The organism is Pseudomonas campi (assembly GCF_013200955.2).
In the GTDB taxonomy this organism is placed as follows: Bacteria; Pseudomonadota; Gammaproteobacteria; order Pseudomonadales; family Pseudomonadaceae; genus Aquipseudomonas; species Aquipseudomonas campi.
Genome location: NZ_CP053697.2, coordinates 2725362 through 2743953, shown reverse-complemented (window position 1 = coordinate 2743953; position 18592 = coordinate 2725362). Strand labels below are relative to the sequence as shown.

Sequence of the window (18592 nt, the reverse complement as noted above, 5' to 3'; positions counted from 1 at the left end):
CTCGCTGAAATCCAGGAGACATACCATGAGCACTGCATTTTCCATGGCCCCGCTGTTTCGCCAATCCATCGGCTTCGACCGTTTCAATGACCTGTTCGAGTCGGCCCTGCGCAGCAACGAGGCTGGCAGTTCCTACCCGCCGTACAACGTCGAGAAGCACGGCGACGACCAGTACCGCATCGTCATCGCGGCCGCCGGTTTCCATGAGGAAGACCTCGAGCTGCAGGTCGAGCGCGGTGTGCTGACGGTGGTCGGCGGCAAGCGCGAGCGCAGCGCGGAGAACGTCACCTACCTGCACCAGGGCATCGCCCAGCGCGGCTTCAAGCTGTCGTTCCGCCTGGCCGACCATATCGAGGTCAAGGCGGCGAGCCTGATCAACGGCCTGCTGCATGTCGACCTGGTGCGTATCGTGCCGGAAGAGGCCAAGGCCAAGCGCATCCCGATCAATGGGCTGCAGCCTGCGCTGAACAGCTGAGTTCCTGCAGCAAAGAAAAAGGGCGCCTGCGGGCGCCCTTTTTCATGTTTTCTACTCAGTCATGAACGCATCTGGGGTGAGTGCTACTGCTGGTTGAGCGCCAGCAGCTGGCGGAAGTCGTCCAGCGGCAGCGGTTTGCTGAACAGATAGCCCTGGTACAGATGGCAGCCTTCCTGCAGCAGGAATTCCAGCTGCTCGGTCTGCTCGACGCCTTCGGCAATCATTTCCAGGTTCAGGCTGCGGGCCATGGCGACGATGGCGCGGATGATCTCGGCATCGTTGGGGTCGGTGGTGGCGTCGCGTACGAACGACTGGTCGATCTTCAACACATCCACCGGCAGGCGCTTGAGGTAGGTCAGTGAGCTGTAGCCGGTGCCGAAGTCATCCATGGCAAAGCTCACGCCGAGTTTCTTCAGGCGGTGCATCTTGGCGATGGTGTCGTCGAGGTTCTGGATCACGATGCCTTCGGTGATCTCCAGCTTGAGCATATGCGCCGGCAGGCCGCTTGCTTTCAGGCTGAGTTCGACCAGTTCGACCAGGTCGTTCTGGCGGAACTGCCGTGGGCTGATGTTCACGCACAGTTGGAAGCTGTCCGCATCCACCAGCCCCTCGCGCAGCTGGGTGGCGCAGGCGTGGCAGGCTTCGCTGAGGACCCAGGTGCCGGCTTCGAGGATCAGCCCGCTTTCCTCGAGGACCTGGATGAACTGCCCCGGTGATTGCGGGCCGAGCGTCGGGTGGGTCCAGCGCAGCAGGGCTTCGGCACCGATGATGCGGTTGCTGCGGGCATCCACCTGGGGCTGGAAGTGCAGCGCGAACTCGCCGCGGGCCAGGGCCAGGCGCAGGTCGTTTTCCAGGCGCAGGCGCTCGCTGGCTTCATCCTGCATGGCCTTGCGGAACATCTGCACGGTGTTGCGCCCGGAGTCCTTGGCCCGGTACAGGGCAATGTCGGCGCGTTTGAGCAGATCGGTCGGGTTGTCACCGTGATCGGGCAGCAGGGCGATGCCGATACTGGGGGTGACCTGCAGTTGGTGGCCGTCGAGCAGCATCGGCTCGGCCAGCAGCTGGCGCAGTTTCTCCGCCACCTGGCGCACCTGGCGGCTGGTCTCCGCGCGGCTGCCTTCCAGCCCGGAGAGCAGTACGACGAACTCGTCGCCACCCAGGCGGGCGACGGTGTCCTCCATGCGCACGCTGGCTTCCAGGCGGGCGGTGACCAGCTTGAGCACGGCATCACCCACCGGGTGGCCGAGCGAATCGTTGATGTGCTTGAAGTGGTCGAGATCGAGGAACAGCAGGGCGCCGCGCAGGTTGTGACGCTTGAGCAGGGCGATCTGCTGGATCAGGCGGTCCATCAGCAGGGCGCGATTGGGCAGGTTGGTCAGCGGGTCGTGGTAGGCCAGGTGCTGGATCTGCGCCTGGGCATCCTTCAGTTCGCTGACATCCCGGGCGTTGAGCAGCAGGCAGGCGATGCCGTCCAGTTCGATCGGCTCGACCGAGACCTCGACCAGACGAACACTGCCGTCGCGGTGCTGACCACGCATTTCCAGGTGGTAGACGCGGCCGTCGCGCTTGAGGGTCTCGATCATTGCCACCCGTTCGCTGGGGTCGGCCCAGACTTCCAGCTCCAGTGAGCTGCGGCCGATGACTTCCTCGGCCTTGTAGCCGGTGAGGCGGGTGAAGCCCTCGTTGACCTCGATATAGCAGCCGGTGTCACGCTCGGTGATGGTGATGGCGTCCGGGCTGGAGTGGAACGCCTTGGCGAACTTCTCCTGACTGGCCTTGAGCGCCGCTTCGGCCTTTTGCTTCTCGCTGATATCGCGGAAGGTGGTGGTGATGCACAGCTGGCGCTCGACGCGGATGAAACGGCTGGAGACCACACAGGTCAGCTCGCTGCCCGTCTTGGTGCGGAAGCGGGCGACTTCATTGCTCAGGCCCTGGTCGCGGGTGAGCTGCTTGAACAGCCGGTTGCGCTGTTCCTCATCGACCCAGAAGCCCAGTTGCGGGGCACTCTGGCCGACGATTTCGGCGGGGAGCCAGCCGAAGGTTTCGCTGAAGCTGGGGTTGATCTCGATGAACGCACCGTCGCGAATGCGCGACACGCAGATCGGTTCCGGGCTGGACTGGAACAGGGTGACGAATTTCTCTTCGGAGGCGGCCAGGCGGTGTTCGCGCTGCACCCGTTCGCTGATGTCGACGAGGATGCCGGCCATGCGCATGGGCATGCCTGCGTCATCGCGATAGAGCTTGGCGGTGCTTTCCAGGAAGTGGATGGCGCCGTTGCTGAAGCGCGTGCGGTAGGTCACCTGATAGCTGTCGCGCCGGCCCTCGACCAGCTCGTTGTAGGCCACGCGCATGCTGTGGCGATCTTCCAGCGGCACATGCTTGAAGAACTCGCGGAACTTGCCGTGGTACTGCTGGGCGGGCAGGCCGTGCAGCAGGGAGGCGCGCTCCGAGCCGAACAGGATGTCGCTGGGGATATCCCAGTCCCAGGTGCCCAGGCTGGCGGAGTCCAGGGCCAGGCTCAGGCGCTCCTGGCTGTCGCGCAGGGCCTGCTCCTGTACGCGCTCATGGCTGATGTCGCGCACCGTCAGCACCAGACAGGGCTTGCCCGCCAGTTCGATTTCGCCACCAAAGATCAGGTTTTGGCTGAGTTGGCCGTTGCGGCTGAACAATTCGACTTCCAGATCATGGCAGGTGCCATCCTGGCTCATGGCATCGAGCAAGCGCTGGCGATCGGCGACGGACTTCCAGATGCCCAGCTCCAGGGAGGTACGGCCAATGGCTTCGTCCTTGCTCCAGCCAAAGCGCTGCTCGAAGGCCGGGTTGATTTCAACGAAGGCGCCGTTGCTCTTGTCGGTGATCACCACGGCGTCGGGGGTCTGGCGGAAAGCCTTGGCGAATTTTTCCTCACTGGCGCGTAACGCGGCCTCGGCCTGCTTGCGCTCGGTGGTGTCGAGGAAGGTGCTGAACAGGCAGGGCTCGCTGTCGATCTCGATGTATTGGCTGCGCAGCACGCCATGCAACTGGCGGCCGTCGCGGGTATTGAGCTGGACTTCCTGAACAATCGGATCCTGATCCGGCTGCGCGGCGCAGCGCAGTTCGTCGCGTTGCTGCAGGTCGCTCCAGATCTGCAGCTCCAGGGTGGTCTTGCCCTGGATTTCGGCCCGCTTCCAGCCGAACAGAGTTTCGAAATGCTGATTGGCTTCGAAGATCGAACTGTCTGCCAGACGGATCAACAGGGCGGCGTCGGGGCTCATGTGGAACAGGCTGGAGAAGAGCCGCTCCGACTGGCTCAGCGCGGTGGCGCGTTCCTGCTGTTCGGTGATGTCGCGAATGACCCCGAACACCCGTTTGTGACCGTCGGTGTCGATCTGTGGACGGCCGCTGATTTCCAGCCAGTGCAGGCTGCCATCGGGCCAGCGGATGCGATGGCGCAAGGGTTCTGGGTTGGGGATGCCGCTGAGGACTTGCTGGAACAGGTGCAGGACGGCGGCGCGGTCTTCCTCGGGAATCAGCTCTATGTAGTCGACGCGCTGTTGCAGGGGGTGTTTGGGGTCAAGGCCGAACAGGGCCTGGGCGCCGCGCGACCAGTTGACCTTGCCGCTGTCGATGTCCCAGTACCACGCGCCAAGGTGGGCGCCGTTCAGCGCGGCCAGCAGGCGCGGGGCGTCGTGCCAGGTTTTCTCGAACTCGGCCGGATCGAGAACCGGGATAAACGGCAGGGGCGGCAGCGGTTTGGGTGGTTTGGACATCGCGGGCTCGTTCTGTGCACGCTAGTTCTCACCCGCAGAAGTGGGTGGGACTGAAGCATGCAGGGCCTTTCTTATCGTTATGGCGCCACGTTAGCCGTAGGAGAGGCCTCTAGGCAAGGCCCTGAGCGCTGTTCGTCGAGCAGGCTCATGAAGGCCTTGGCCGCATTCGACAGGGTGCGCTCCGTGTGCAGGATATAGCCGAGCTGGCGGCGTAACTGGATGCCGGGCAACGGCAGGCGCATCACCTGTTCGTCGAGCATGGTGCGCGGCAGTACGCTCCAGGCCAGGCCGATGGAAACCATCATCTTGATGGTCTCCAGGTAGTTGGTGCTCATGCCGATGTTCGGCGTCAGCCCTTCGGCCTCGAACAGGCGGCGCACGATGTGGTGGGTGAAGGTGTTGTCGCCGGGGAACACCGCCGGGTGCCGGGCCACATCGGCCAGGCTGATGGCGCCGCGTACCAGCGGATGCTCGGGGGCGGCGACGAAATCCAGCGGGTCGTCCCACACCGGCACGGCACGCACCGGCGAACGGGTTTCCGGGGCCAGGGTGATCACCGCCAGCTCGGCGCGGCCATGCAGGATTTCCTCGTAGGCCACTTCCGAGTCGAGGAACTGGATATCCAGGGCCACCTGCGGATGGGCGCGGGTAAAGGCGCGCAGCAGCGGCGGCAGGCGGTGCAGGCCGATATGGTGGCTGGTAGCCAGGGTCAGGCGGCCGGTGACTTCGCCATTCAGGTTGGTCAGCGCGCGGCGCGTATCATCCAGCACGTTGAGGATCTGGTAGGCCCTTGGCAGCAGGGCGCGCCCGGCCTCGGTCAGGCCGACCTCGCGGCCCAGACGGTCGAACAGGCGCACATTGAGCTGCTGTTCCAGGCCTGCGATACGTTTGCTCACCGCCGGCTGGGTCAGGTGCAGGCGCTCGGCGGCTTCGGAGAAACTGCCGGATTCGGCTATGGCGAGAAAAGCGTTGAGGTTGGCGAGATCCATTGGCATAGCTCCGGGCGGCAGCCTTATAAAGATGATGAGCATCTGCTGGCAACGTCAGAACCTGTTTAAAGTCTGCTGCGCGTCGGCCATACCGCGTTAAAAATGGCCTCGGGATGCTCATTTGCAGCTCGCAAACTCCGCTCCCTCGGCCGCTTGATTCGCTGGCGCTCACCCTTCGGGCCAGCCTGCGGCTGTTACTCCCGCTGGTCGTTGCGCCTTGTCTGGCTCTAGCTCGCGAGACTTTGAAGAGGTTCTCAGGCGTGCAGCTTAGCGCTGCTGTATTCCGCCTGGGAATGCTTTGAATAAAAAATATGAATTGGAGTTATTTGATGCCAGCCCCTAGGATCGCCACATAGGTAAAAGGGCCATAGACCCTGCGCCCCACAAACCGCTGATGAGGATTGTTCCGATGGCCGGCAAAACGCTCTACGACAAGCTCTGGGAAATGCATGAGGTGAAGCGCCGCGACGATGGTTCGTCGCTGATCTACATCGACCGGCAGATCCTCCACGAAGTGACCTCGCCGCAGGCCTTCGAAGGGCTGCGTCTGGCTGCGCGCAAGCCCTGGCGCATCGATGCCAACATCGCCACCCCGGATCACAACGTGCCGACCACCAAGGCCGAGCGCCAGGGCGGCCTGGAGTCGATCGCCGACGAAGTGTCGCGCATCCAGGTGCAGACCCTCGACGAGAACTGCGACGACTTCGGCATCCTCGAATTCAAAATGAACGACAGCCGTCAGGGCATCGTCCACGTGGTCGGCCCGGAGCAGGGCGCCACTCTGCCGGGCATGACCGTGGTCTGCGGTGACTCGCACACCTCCACCCACGGCGCCTTCGGTGCCCTGGCCCACGGCATCGGCACCTCGGAAGTCGAGCACGTGCTCGCCACCCAGTGCCTGGTCGCCAAGAAGATGAAGAACATGCAGGTGCGCGTCGAAGGCCAGTTGCCGGCCGGCGTCACTGCCAAGGACATCGTCCTCGCCGTGATCGGCAAGATCGGCACCGCCGGCGGTAATGGCCATGCTCTGGAATTCGCCGGCAGCGCGATTCGCGAGCTGTCGCTGGAAGGGCGCATGACCATCTGCAACATGTCCATCGAGGCCGGTGCCCGCGTCGGTCTGGTAGCGGTGGACGAGAAGACCATCGCCTATGTCAAGGGCCGTCCGTTTGCGCCGAAAGGCAGCGACTGGGACAAGGCCGTGGCCGCCTGGGCCGACCTGGTCTCCGATGCCGATGCGGTGTTTGACACCGTGGTCGAACTGGACGCCGCCGAGATCAAGCCGCAGGTCAGCTGGGGCACTTCGCCGGAAATGGTTCTGGCTGTCGACCAGCGCGTGCCGGACCCAGCTGCCGAGGCCGACCCGGTCAAGCGCGACTCGATCGTGCGTGCCCTCAAATACATGGGCCTGACCGCCAACCAGGCGATCACCGACATCCAGCTGGACCGCGTGTTCATCGGCTCCTGCACCAACTCGCGGATCGAAGACCTGCGTGCCGCCGCCGAAGTGGCCAAGGGGCGCAAGGTTGCCAGTACCGTCAAGCAGGCGCTGGTGGTGCCGGGCTCGGGGCTGGTCAAGGCGCAGGCCGAGGCCGAGGGGCTGGACAAGATCTTCATCGAGGCCGGTTTCGAATGGCGTGAGCCAGGCTGCTCCATGTGCCTGGCGATGAACCCGGACAAGCTCGGCAGTGGCGAGCATTGCGCGTCCACCTCCAACCGCAACTTCGAAGGCCGTCAGGGCGCCGGCGGGCGTACCCACCTGGTCAGCCCGGCGATGGCTGCTGCGGCTGCGGTGACCGGCCGTTTCATCGATGTACGCGAACTGATGCAGGCCTGAGGAGACGGACTATGAAAGCGTTCACCCAACACACCGGTCTCGTCGCGCCGCTCGACCGCGCCAACGTCGACACCGATCAGATCATTCCCAAGCAATTCTTGAAGTCGATCAAACGCAGCGGCTTCGGCCCCAACCTGTTCGACGAGTGGCGCTACCTGGATGTCGGTCAGCCGAACCAGGACAGCTCGGGTCGCCCGATCAATAATGATTTCGTGCTGAATTTCCCGCGCTACCAGGGTGCCAGCGTGCTGCTGGCCCGCGAGAACTTTGGCTGTGGCTCGAGCCGCGAGCACGCGCCCTGGGCGCTGGAAGAGTACGGTTTCCGTACCATCATCGCGCCGAGTTTCGCCGACATCTTCTTCAACAACAGCTTCAAGAACGGCCTGTTGCCGATCATCCTCAAGGATGAAGAAGTCGACGCGCTGTTCCAGCAGGCTGAGGACGTCGAGGGCTACCAGCTGACCGTCGACCTGGCGGCGCAGACCGTGACTCGTCCGGATGGCGTGCAGTACCGCTTCGAGGTCGACGCCTTCCGCAAGCACTGCCTGCTCAATGGCCTCGATGACATTGGCCTGACCCTGCAGGACGCCGAGGCGATCAAGGCGTTCGAAAGCAAACACCAGCAGAGCAGCCCCTGGCTGTTCGGCGCGATCAAGTAAGACCAAAGAGTAGGGTGGATGGCGCTTCATCCATCCACCGTGCTGGGTTTCGGTGGATGAAAAAAGCGTCATCCACCCTACGGATAGATTGAGGAATGCAATGAGCAAGCAGATTCTGGTTCTCCCTGGCGACGGTATCGGCCCGGAAATCATGGCCGAAGCGGTCAAGGTGCTGCAGCTGGCCAATGACAAGTACAGCCTGGGTTTCGAGCTGAGCTTCGATGAGCTGGGCGGCGCTGCCGTCGACAAGTACGGCGTGCCGCTGGCCGACGAGACCCTGGCGCGCGCGCGTGCCGCCGATGCCATCCTGCTCGGCGCCGTTGGCGGGCCGAAGTGGGACAAGATCGATCCGGCCATCCGCCCGGAGCGCGGCCTGCTGAAGATCCGTTCGCAGCTGGGCCTGTTCGCCAACCTGCGTCCGGCCATCCTCTATCCGCAACTGGCCGACGCCTCGTCGCTGAAGCCGGAAGTGGTGGCGGGCCTGGATATCCTCATCGTCCGTGAGCTGACCGGTGGCATCTACTTCGGCCAGCCGCGCGAAAGCAAAGTGCTGGAAAACGGCGAGCGCATGGCCTACGACACCCTGCCGTACAGCGAGAGCGAGATCCGTCGCATCGCCCAGATCGGTTTCGACATGGCCCGCGTGCGCGGCAAGAAACTGTGCTCGGTGGACAAGGCCAACGTGCTGGCGTCCAGCCAGCTGTGGCGCGCCGTGGTCGAGGAAGTGGCCAAGGGTTACCCGGACGTCGAGCTCAGCCACATGTACGTCGACAACGCGGCCATGCAGCTGGTGCGCGCACCCAAGCAGTTCGACGTGATGGTCACCGACAACATGTTTGGCGACATCCTGTCGGATGAGGCTTCCATGCTCACCGGTTCCATCGGCATGCTGCCGTCCGCCTCGCTGGATGCCAACAACAAGGGCATGTACGAGCCGTGCCATGGCTCGGCGCCGGATATCGCCGGTCAGGGCATCGCCAACCCGCTGGCGACCATCCTCTCGGTGTCGATGATGCTGCGCTACAGCTTCAACCAGGCCGCGGCCGCCGATGCCATCGAGCTGGCGGTGAGCAAGGTGCTGGACCAGGGCCTGCGTACCGGTGACATCTTCTCCGCCGGCATGACCAAGGTTGGTACGGCCGGCATGGGTGACGCAGTGGTCGAGGCCCTGCGTAATCTGTAATCTCTGCGGCCCGCTGCGCGGCAGCGGCCTGCTTCTTCTTTAGGGTGTAGTGGCTATGAAACGTGTAGGTCTGATCGGTTGGCGCGGTATGGTCGGTTCCGTGCTCATGCAGCGCATGCTGGAAGAGCGTGACTTCGACCTGATCGAGCCGGTGTTCTTCACCACCTCCAATGTCGGCGGCCAGGGCCCGGCCGTGGGCAAGGACGTCGCCCCGCTGAAGGATGCCTACAACATCGACGAACTGAAGGGTCTCGATGTAATCCTGACCTGCCAGGGTGGCGACTACACCAGCGAAGTCTTCCCCAAGCTGCGCGAAGCCGGCTGGAACGGCTACTGGATCGACGCGGCCTCCAGCCTGCGCATGGCCGATGACTCGGTGATCGTGCTGGACCCGGTCAACCGCAAGGTCATCGACCAGTCGCTGGACGGCGGCGTGAAGAACTACATCGGCGGCAACTGCACCGTCAGCCTGATGCTGATGGCCCTGGGCGGCCTCTACGAAGCCGGTCTGGTCGAGTGGATGAGCGCCATGACCTACCAGGCGGCGAGCGGTGCCGGGGCGCAGAACATGCGCGAGCTGATCAAGCAGATGGGCGCCATTCATGGTGCCGTGGCGGACGATCTGGCCAATCCGGCCAGCGCCATCCTCGACATCGACCGCAAGGTCGCCGAAACCATGCGTGGAGAAGCCTTCCCGGTGGACAACTTCGGCATGCCGCTGGCTGGCAGCCTCATTCCCTACATCGACAAGGAACTGCCGAATGGGCAGAGCCGCGAAGAGTGGAAGGGCCAGGCCGAGACCAACAAGATCCTCGGGCGCAACAAGAGCCCGATCCCGGTCGACGGTCTGTGCGTGCGCATCGGCGCCATGCGCTGCCACAGCCAGGCGCTGACCATCAAGCTGAACAAGGACGTGCCGCTGGCCGACATCGAAGGTCTGATCAGCCAGCACAACCCCTGGGTCAAGCTGGTGCCGAACCAGCGTGAAGCCAGCATCCGCGATCTGGGCCCGACGGCCGTGACCGGTACCCTGAGTGTGCCGATTGGCCGTCTGCGCAAGCTCAACATGGGCACGCAGTACCTCGGGGCTTTCACCGTCGGTGACCAGTTGCTGTGGGGCGCGGCCGAGCCGCTGCGGCGCATGTTGCGTATCCTGCTGGAGCGTTAACAAGAAAAAGGGGCTGGTCAAACCAGCCCCTTTTTCGTTGTAGCTTTGCCTGCGCCGTGAGCGGGGTTAGAGTGCCGCCCATTCGGCTCTCTTGTGCAAGGTTCCCATGTCCCAGTCCTTTGATATCGCGGTAGTCGGCGCCACCGGTACGGTCGGCGAAACCATCGTGCAACTGCTCGATGAGCGCGAATTCCCTGTTGGCACCCTGCATCTGCTGGCTGGTAGCGCGTCTGCCGGGCAATCCGTGCCGTTTCGCGGCAAGAACCTGCGTGTGCGCGAGCTGGCGGATTTCGATTTCGCCCAGGTGCGTCTGGCCTTCTTCTGTGCCGGCGAGGCGATCAGTCGGGCGTCGGCACTCAAGGCACAGGCGGCGGGATGTTCGGTAATCGATCTGAGCGCCGCGCTGTCGCTGCAGCAGGCGCCGCGCCTGGTGCCGGAAGCGAACGCAGAATTGTTGGCTACGCTCAAATCGCCTTATCTGTTGGCCAGCCCCGTGCCGGTGGTAGCCGCACTGGCGCTGGTGCTGGCACCGCTGCGTGCACAGCTCGACCTGCAGAAAGTCACGCTTACCGCCGCGCTGGCGGTCTCCAGTCAGGGTAGGGAAGGGATTGCCGAGTTGGCGAAGCAGACTACCGAGCTGCTCAACATGCGCCCGCTGGAGCCCAGGGTGTTCGATCAGCAGATCGCGTTCAATCTGCTGGCTCGGGTCGGCGCGCTGGAGGAGGGCGGCCATGCCGTCCTCGAGCGGCGTGTGGCAGAGGAATTGAAGCAGGTGCTGGCGCTGCCGGCATTGCGAGTGTCGGCAACCTGCGTGCAGGCGCCGGTTTTCTTCGGTGATAGCCTGGCGGTTGCGCTGCAGGCCGCGCAGCCGGTGGATGTTGCCGGCGCTGCCCAGGGGTTGGAGGCGCAGGCTGGTATCGAACTGGTCGAGGCAGGCGATTATCCCAGCGTGGTCGGCGATGCGGTGGGGCAGAATGAAGTCTATGTCGGACGTCTGCGTGCAGGGCTGGATGACCCGGCAGAACTCAATTTGTGGATTGCGTCTGATAATGTACGAAAAGGCTCGGCGCTAAATGCTGTGCAAATAGCCGAGTTGTTGATAAAACACTATCTGTAAAAGATACTTAGCCCCAAATTTGAAGAATCTTTCTAGCTTGGCAATACTGGTTTGGCTGATCGCTGACGGGGAGCCGCTTTAAGCGGGTGCAGGCAGTGACCTTCAAAATCCTCTCGATTATCGAGAAAAAAAGATAAAACAAGGGATTACGCTATGGTTCGGGTTCGCAAACTAGTGCTGGCAATCGCTGCTGCTTCAGCGATGACTTCCGGTGCGGCGCATGCGCTGGGGCTGGGGGAAGTTACCCTCAAGTCTTCGCTGAGCCAGCCGTTGGTGGCGGAAATCGAATTGCTCGAGGTGCGCGATCTGGGCACCACCGAAGTGATTCCGACCCTGGCGTCCCCCGAGGAGTTCAATAAGGCTGGCGTTGATCGCCAGTACTTCCTGACCGACCTCAAGTTCACGCCGGTGATCAAGCCCAATGGCAAGAGCGTAATCCGCATCACCTCCAGCAAGCCGGTGCGCGAGCCCTACCTGAACTTCCTGGTAGAAGTGCTGTGGCCCAACGGTCGCCTGCTGCGTGAGTACACCCTGCTGCTTGATCCGCCCATGTATTCGCCGCAGCCTGTGGTTGCCGCAGCACCGCGTCTGCCTGTATCTGCGCCGGTTTCCGCCCCTGCACCACGTCCGCAGAGCGTCGCACCGACGCCGCGTCCGGTCGCTCCCGCCGCTCCGGCTGCACCGCGGCCGACGCCTGCTGCCAGCACGGCCGCGCAGATCTCCGGTGATCAGTACAAGACAACCTCCAACGACACGCTTTGGGAAATTGCCCAGCGCTCGCGCCACAGCGGCTCCGTGCATCAGGCCATGCTGGCGATCCAGGAGCTCAATCCGAACGCCTTCGTCGACGGCAATATCAACCGCCTGAAAAGCGGTCAGGTGCTGCGTCTTCCCGATGAACAGCAGGTCAAGAGCCGTAGCCAGGCGCAAGCGATTGCCCAGGTTACCGAGCAGAACACTGCCTGGCGTGAAGGGCGCAGTCTGGCTGCCACTGGTACACGCCAACTGGATGCGACCAAGCGCTCCGAAGCGGGTGCCGCTCCGGCCAAGGCCGAGAGCAAGGACAGCCTGAAGCTGGTTGCTGCCGAGAGCGGCAAGTCTGCTGGCGGTAGCGAGAAGGGTGCTGGCGACAGCAAGGCACTGAATGACCAGCTGGCCGTGACCAAGGAGAGCCTGGACTCCACTCGTCGTGAGAACGAAGAGCTGAAGGATCGCATGGGTGATCTGCAGGGGCAGTTGGACAAGCTGCAGAAGCTGATCGAGTTGAAAGACAATCAGCTGGCCAAGTTGCAAGGCGATCTGGCCAATCAGAGCAAGGTCGTTCCTGCTGCCACTGCTCCAGTGGCGCCGTCGGTTCCGGTGGAAGCGAAGACTCCCGTCGAAAGCAAGCCGGTTGAGGCCAAGGCTCCGGTTACCGAGCCGAAGGTCGAGACGCCCAAGCCTGCGACACCTGATTACAACTACAGCGAAGAACCGGCGCCCAAGGTAGAGCCGGTCAAGCCGGTTGCTGTGGCCCCGGCCAAGCCGGCAGAGGTCGTCAAACCGGAGAAACCGCCGGTCAAGAAGCCCGTAGTCGTGCAGGAGCCTGCGCCGACCAGCTTCATCGATGATCTGATGGCAAACCCGATGCTCCTGGGTGCGCTAGGCGGTGGTGCTTTGCTGGCCTTGCTGGTTGGCCTGATGGTGGTTTCACGTCGCAATGCGATGAAAGAGGCCGAGCTGCAGGAAAGCCTGGCCAGCGATGATGTATCCGCTAGCCCTTTCGAAGCTGATCTGGATATGCCGGAAGACAGCTTTGCCGGCCTGGATAGCGCTTCCTCGGATACCGAAGTTCGAGAGCAGGAGCGTGTTGCTCCGCAGACCGCCGATGCCTTGGGCGAGGCGGATATCTATATTGCTTACGGCAAGTTCAGCCAGGCGGCCGAGCTGCTGCAGAACGCCATCAATGATGAGCCGCAGCGCAGCGATCTGCGTCTGAAGCTGATGGAGGTCTATGCCGAGCTGGGTGACCGTGATGGCTTTGCCCGCCAGGAGCAGGAGCTGCGCGAAATCGGCGGTGGTGCTGCCGCCGTTGATCAGCTCAAGGCCAAATACCCGGCCATGGTGGTCGGTGCTGCCGCCGGCATGGCTGCGTTGGACGATCTGGACTCTTTCAGTCTCGATGACCTGACCCTGGATGAGCCTGCTGCTCCGTCCAAGGGTGCCGACCTGGATGATGCTTTTGATCTGAGCCTGGATGACCTGGATAGCGATCTGCAGGAGGCCGCCAAGTCAAACGAGGCCGATCTGGATGAGCTGAGTCTGGATCTGCCAGTCGCTGAAAGCAGTGCGGCCGCCGATCTGGATTTCGATCTGGATCTGGGCGCCGACAACACTGCCGATGCTCTGGAGCTGGGTGATGATCTGGCCGATTTCAGTCTGGATCTGGAGGCCGACAGCAAGCCTGCCGAGCTGGCCGAAGATGATTTCATGCTCAGCCTGGAAGATGAGCCGGCGGTGTCGCTGAGTTCTGCTCCGGCGGAAGCCGAGCTGGATATGTCGGCCGATTTCGACCTGTCCCTGGCTGATGAGCCGGTTGCCAGCGCTCCGGCTGCCGACAGTTTCGCTGCTCAGCTAGATGAAGTGAGTGCCGAACTGGAACAGCTGAGTGGCGGTCTGGATGAGCCTCTGCTGGCTGACGAGCTGCCGATGGCTGCAGTCCCGGAGTCGGCTGCTACAGGATTGGATATGGACGACGACTTTGACTTCCTTTCGGGGACCGATGAAACCGCGACCAAGCTGGATCTGGCGCGCGCCTACATCGACATGGGCGACGCCGAAGGCGCTCGTGACATCCTCGACGAAGTAGTCGCTGAAGGTAACGAAGGTCAGCAGCAGGAAGCGCGCGAGCTGATCAGCAAACTGGTTTGATAAATGTCTGAAGCAATACCATCAACGGCAGCCGATTCGGCTGCCGTTGGCGTTTCCAGGATTGCCCTGGGCGTCGAATACCGGGGCTCGCGTTATCGTGGCTTCCAGCGCCAGCGGGCTGGCGTTCCGTCTATTCAGGAGAGCCTGGAAAAGGCGTTGTCCAAGGTTGCCGGTGGTGCGCCGGTCACGTTGAGCTGTGCCGGGCGTACCGACGCGCTGGTGCATGCCAGTGGCCAGGTGGTGCACTTCGATACCCATGTCGAGCGCACCATGCACTCCTGGGCGATGGGCGCCAACCTCAACCTGCCGGCCGATATCAGCGTGACCTGGGCCAAGGCCATGCCACGTGAGTTCGATGCACGCTTCAGTGCCATGGCCCGGCGCTATCGCTACGTGATCTACAACGATCAGATCCGTCCGGCGCACATGGCTGAGGAGGTCACCTGGAATCACCGGCCGCTGGATATCGAGCGTATGCGTGCGGCGGCCCGCTATCTGGTGGGTACCCATGACTTCAGCGCCTTCCGCGCGCGCCAGTGTCAGGCCAAGTCGCCGATCAAGACCGTGCACCATCTGGAGCTGCTCGAGCACGGGCGTTTCATCGTGCTGGATATTCGTGCTAATGCCTTCCTGCATCACATGGTGCGTAACTTCGCCGGGGTGCTGATGACCATCGGCGCCGGCGAGCGGCCGGTGGAGTGGGTGGGGGAGGTGCTGGAAAGCCGGGTGCGGCGTACCGGTGGGGTCACTGCGCATCCCTATGGCTTGTACCTGGTGCAGGTGGAATACCCGGCAGAGTTCGACTTGCCGCAGCGTTACCTGGGGCCGCATTTCCTCTCCGGGCTGCCGGATGTGATGGCGGGGCGCTAGGCTACCGGCGGCGAAAAGACGCCGGCAGTTTTGTTATCATCGTTTTTTGCCTACAAGGTGCCAGTACTTGTCAGCCGTTCGCAGCAAGATTTGCGGTATTACCCGTGTTGAGGATGCGCTTGCCGCCGCCGCCGCGGGTGCCGATGCCATAGGCCTGGTGTTCTACGCCAGGAGTCCGCGCGCGGTCAGCGTGGCGCAGGCGCAACAGATCATTGCGGCGTTGCCGCCGTTCGTGACCACGGTTGGCTTGTTCGTGGACATGCCGCGGGCCGAGCTGCAGCAGATCCTGGCTCAGGTGCCACTGGATCTCTTGCAGTTCCATGGCGATGAATCGGTTGAGCAGTGCGAGGGCTACGGTCGTCCCTATATCAAGGCGCTGCGGGTCAAGGCTGGTGATGATATTGCCGCGCAGATGGCGCAATACCCCAGTGCTTCTGGCGTTCTGCTGGACACCTTCGTCGAGGGTGTCCCCGGTGGTACCGGTTTGGCCTTCGACTGGTCACTGGTGCCGGCTGAACTTCCCAAGCCGGTGATCCTGGCCGGCGGGCTGACCCCGGATAACGTCGCGGCGGCCATTGCTCGGGTACGCCCTTATGCGGTGGATATTAGTGGTGGCGTGGAGTCGGCGAAGGGCATCAAGGATGCCGACAAGGTTCGGGCTTTTATTCGTGCGGCACGTGGCGCTTGATGTGACGGGCTTGCAGCGCCTGCCGTCCATAAGCAGTCTTTGAGTCGTCCAGGCAGGCCAGTTTGGCTGGGCTGCATGGGCCGTGAGTATGAGTTTACCGGCGCGTAGCGTCGCACCGGGTCAGCTACGGAGAGTGAGCATGAGCAACTGGTTGAGAGAAAAGCTGATCCCTTCGATCATGCGTTCCGAGGTCAAGAAGAGCTCGGTGCCGGAAGGGTTGTGGCACAAGTGCCCGTCCTGCGACGCCGTCCTGTATCGCCCCGAGCTGGAAAAGACCGAAGATGTCTGCCCCAAGTGCAACCACCACATGCGCATCGATGCGCGCAGCCGCCTGGACATCTTCCTCGACCCGGAAGGGCGCGAGGAAATCGGCGCCGAGCTGGAGCCGGTGGATCGCCTGAAATTCCGTGACAGCAAGAAGTACAAGGACCGCCTGGCTGCTGCGCAGAAGGATACCGGTGAGAAGGATGCACTGATCTCCATGAGCGGCACTTTGCTGGGCATGCCGATCGTCACTTGCGCCTTCGAGTTCAGCTTTATGGGTGGCTCCATGGGGGCCATTGTCGGTGAGCGCTTCGTGCGTGCCGCCAACGTGGCCCTGGAAAAACGCTGCCCGCTGGTGTGCTTCGCCGCTTCCGGCGGGGCGCGCATGCAGGAGGCGCTGATCTCCCTGATGCAGATGGCCAAGACTTCCGCCGTACTGGCGCGCCTGCGCGAAGAGGGCATTCCCTTCATTTCCGTCCTGACTGACCCGGTTTACGGCGGCGTTTCCGCCAGCCTGGCCATGCTCGGTGACGTGATCGTCGCCGAGCCGCGCGCATTGATCGGCTTCGCCGGCCCGCGGGTGATCGAGCAGACCGTGCGCGAGAAGCTGCCGGAAGGCTTCCAGCGCAGCGAGTTCCTGCTTGAGCATGGCGCCATCGACATGATCATCCATCGTCAGGAACTGCGTCCGCGCCTGGCCCGCCTGCTGGCGCAGCTGCAGCATCTGCCAGCACCTGCCCTTGCTCAGGTTCCGGCCACGGCATGAGTGAACGTACCCTTGCCGACTGGCTCGCCTATCTGGAGCAGTTGCACCCCAGTGCCATCGACATGGGCCTGGAGCGCAGCCGTCAGGTCGCCGAGCGGCTCGGCCTGGGTAAGCCCGCGCCGCGGGTGATCACGGTCACCGGCACCAATGGCAAGGGTTCCACCTGCGCCTTCCTGGCTGCCCTGCTACGCGGGCAGGGGCTCAAGGTCGGGGTCTACAGCTCGCCCCACCTGCTGCGCTACAACGAGCGCGTGCTGATCGATGATGTGCAGGCCGACGATGCGTCCTTGTGCATGGCTTTTGCCGCAGTAGAAGCGGCGCGTGGCGAAGTTTCCCTGACCTACTTCGAGATGGGCACCCTGGCAGCCTTCTGGCTGTTCGAGCGCGCCGGTCTCGATGCCGTGGTGCTGGAAGTCGGCCTGGGCGGGCGCCTGGATGCGGTCAATCTGATCGATGCGGATATCGCGCTGGTGACCAGTATTGGTATCGACCATGCCGACTGGCTGGGCGACACTCGCGAGTCGGTGGCCTTCGAGAAGGCGGGCATCTTCCGTCAGGGCCATCCGGCGCTGTGTGGTGATCTCGATCCGCCACAGCCGCTGCTGGATCAGGTAGCCAGGCTCGATTGCCCGTTCTTCCTGCGCGGTCGCGACTATGACCTCGCCGTTACCGAGCAGAACTGGCACTGGTGGGGGCTGAATGCCGCCGGTAGCGTGCTGGAACTGCACGACCTGCCATTGCTCGATCTGCCCCTGGAAAATGCTGCCCTGGCTCTGCAGGCCTACGCCTTGCTGGATCTGCCTTGGCAGTCGCGTGCGATGCAGGCGGCTCTGCTGGCTACGCGAGTGACCGGGCGCCTGGATCGCCGCCAGCTGCAGTGGCAAGGCAAGACCCTGCAACTGCTGCTGGATGTCGGGCATAACCCGCATGCAGCCGATTACCTGGCTACCCGCCTGGCGGCGCGGCCGCCGGTGGGGCGGCGTCTGGCGGTTTTCGGTCTGCTGCAGGACAAGGATCTGACTGGTGTGCTGACGCCCCTGCTGGGCGAAGTACAGGGCTGGGCGGTGGCGTCTTTGCTGAGTCCGCGCAGCCGTCCTGTCGGTGAGTTGCAGGCGGCTTTGCGCAATCTCGGTGCCAACGTGCTTGCCTGTGACAGCATTGCCGAGGCATTGTTGACACAATGTCGACAGGCGACCGCCGAGGATGAAATCCTCGTGTTCGGTTCTTTCTATTGTGTGGCCGAGGCCCTGGAATGGCTGGGGCAACAGGCGGAGGCGGGGAATGGCAGTGCTGGATAAAGGGTTGAAGCAGCGGATTGTCGGCGCCTTGGTGTTGGTTGCGCTGGCGGTGATCTTTCTGCCGATGCTGTTTTCCCGTGAGGATGAGCTGCGCCAGGTGGTAGTTGATGCGCCTGCCATGCCGCAGGCGCCTGCCATGCCCGAGGTTGCCCTGGACCCGGTCGAGGTTCCCCAGCCGATCGCCCCCGAGCAGGTGCCGCCGGTTGAGCCACTGGAGGTTCCGGAAGTTGCCGAAGCGCCGACTGAGCCTGCGGTGGCTACTCCAGCGGCAGTCGAACCGAGCAAGCCCGAGCGTCTGGATGCCAGCAGCCTGCCGGTCAGTTGGTCGGTGCAGTTGGCCAGTCTGTCCAGTCGCAGTGGCGCCGAAGAGCTGCAGAAAAAGCTGCGCAGCCAGGGCTACAACGCCTATGTGCGCACCTTCGAAGGCATGAATCGGGTGTTCGTGGGTCCCCTGGTCGAGCGCGCCGAAGCCGATCGCCTGCGCGACCAGTTGAACCGCCAGCAGAAGCTCAATGGCTTCGTGGTGCGCTTCCAGCCGGAAAACGGCTGATCTTAGGGTCTGTTGCCGTTTCGTTCACGGCAGTGGCGAGAAGGGGCAAATCCCTATCGCGACCATATA

The 18592-nt window shown here is 63.2% G+C and carries 14 protein-coding genes; 12 read left to right on the top strand and 2 right to left on the bottom strand.

All coding sequences use genetic code 11. From position 1 onward, the window contains the following. Positions 1 to 25 precede the first annotated feature (25 nt). The gene (locus tag HNE05_RS12735) at positions 26 to 475 is read left to right on the top strand and encodes an Hsp20 family protein (protein WP_173207802.1); all 450 of its coding nucleotides are present in this window, start codon (positions 26 to 28) and stop codon (positions 473 to 475) included. Positions 476 to 558: 83 nt separating this feature from the next. Here the strand turns inward: HNE05_RS12735 and HNE05_RS12730 are convergent, their stop codons facing one another. Then, positions 559 to 4224: a sensor domain-containing protein gene (locus HNE05_RS12730; RefSeq protein WP_173207800.1), complete on the bottom strand. Its 3666-nt coding sequence runs from the start codon at positions 4222 to 4224 to the stop codon at positions 559 to 561. Between the two features lie 77 nt (positions 4225 to 4301). After that, on the bottom strand, positions 4302 to 5213 hold the full coding sequence (locus HNE05_RS12725) for a LysR family transcriptional regulator (RefSeq protein WP_173207797.1): 912 nt from the start codon (positions 5211 to 5213) through the stop codon (positions 4302 to 4304). A 409-nt stretch (positions 5214 to 5622) separates the two neighbouring features. Here HNE05_RS12725 and leuC point away from each other — a divergent pair, with 409 nt between their 5' ends. The 11 genes from leuC to HNE05_RS12670 all read left to right on the top strand — a co-directional run bounded on the left by leuC (position 5623) and on the right by HNE05_RS12670 (position 18523). Next, positions 5623 to 7050 carry a 3-isopropylmalate dehydratase large subunit gene (gene leuC, locus HNE05_RS12720; protein WP_173207794.1) on the top strand — a complete coding sequence of 476 codons (1428 nt, stop codon included), beginning with the start codon at positions 5623 to 5625 and terminating at the stop codon, positions 7048 to 7050. 11 nt (positions 7051 to 7061) lie between these two features. Continuing rightward, on the top strand, positions 7062 to 7709 hold the full coding sequence (leuD, locus tag HNE05_RS12715) for a 3-isopropylmalate dehydratase small subunit (protein WP_173207791.1): 648 nt from the start codon (positions 7062 to 7064) through the stop codon (positions 7707 to 7709). A gap of 100 nt (positions 7710 to 7809) precedes the next feature. After that, positions 7810 to 8892 (top strand): 3-isopropylmalate dehydrogenase, encoded by a 1083-nt coding sequence (leuB, locus tag HNE05_RS12710; RefSeq protein ID WP_173207788.1) that lies wholly within the window; start codon positions 7810 to 7812, stop codon positions 8890 to 8892. 55 nt (positions 8893 to 8947) lie between these two features. Next, positions 8948 to 10060, top strand: coding sequence for an aspartate-semialdehyde dehydrogenase (gene asd / locus HNE05_RS12705; protein WP_173207785.1), 1113 nt, complete (start codon positions 8948 to 8950; stop codon positions 10058 to 10060). Positions 10061 to 10166: 106 nt separating this feature from the next. Then, on the top strand, positions 10167 to 11177 hold the full coding sequence (locus HNE05_RS12700) for an aspartate-semialdehyde dehydrogenase (protein WP_173207782.1): 1011 nt from the start codon (positions 10167 to 10169) through the stop codon (positions 11175 to 11177). Positions 11178 to 11330: 153 nt separating this feature from the next. Then, on the top strand, positions 11331 to 14087 hold the full coding sequence (locus HNE05_RS12695; protein ID WP_173207779.1) for a motility hub landmark protein FimV: 2757 nt from the start codon (positions 11331 to 11333) through the stop codon (positions 14085 to 14087). A 3-nt stretch (positions 14088 to 14090) separates the two neighbouring features. Beyond that, positions 14091 to 14957, top strand: coding sequence for a tRNA pseudouridine(38-40) synthase TruA (truA, locus tag HNE05_RS12690; protein ID WP_173207776.1), 867 nt, complete (start codon positions 14091 to 14093; stop codon positions 14955 to 14957). Between the two features lie 67 nt (positions 14958 to 15024). Beyond that, positions 15025 to 15645: a phosphoribosylanthranilate isomerase gene (locus tag HNE05_RS12685; protein ID WP_173207772.1), complete on the top strand. Its 621-nt coding sequence runs from the start codon at positions 15025 to 15027 to the stop codon at positions 15643 to 15645. Positions 15646 to 15784: 139 nt separating this feature from the next. Further along, positions 15785 to 16675 carry an acetyl-CoA carboxylase, carboxyltransferase subunit beta gene (gene accD, locus HNE05_RS12680; RefSeq protein ID WP_173207769.1) on the top strand — a complete coding sequence of 297 codons (891 nt, stop codon included), beginning with the start codon at positions 15785 to 15787 and terminating at the stop codon, positions 16673 to 16675. Further along, positions 16672 to 17973 carry a bifunctional tetrahydrofolate synthase/dihydrofolate synthase gene (gene folC / locus HNE05_RS12675; RefSeq protein WP_173207766.1) on the top strand — a complete coding sequence of 434 codons (1302 nt, stop codon included), beginning with the start codon at positions 16672 to 16674 and terminating at the stop codon, positions 17971 to 17973. The genes accD and folC overlap by 4 nt, the downstream gene beginning before the upstream one ends. Next, positions 17957 to 18523 (top strand): SPOR domain-containing protein, encoded by a 567-nt coding sequence (locus HNE05_RS12670; RefSeq protein ID WP_173207763.1) that lies wholly within the window; start codon positions 17957 to 17959, stop codon positions 18521 to 18523. Before folC ends, HNE05_RS12670 begins: the two co-directional genes overlap by 17 nt. Positions 18524 to 18592 lie beyond the last annotated feature (69 nt).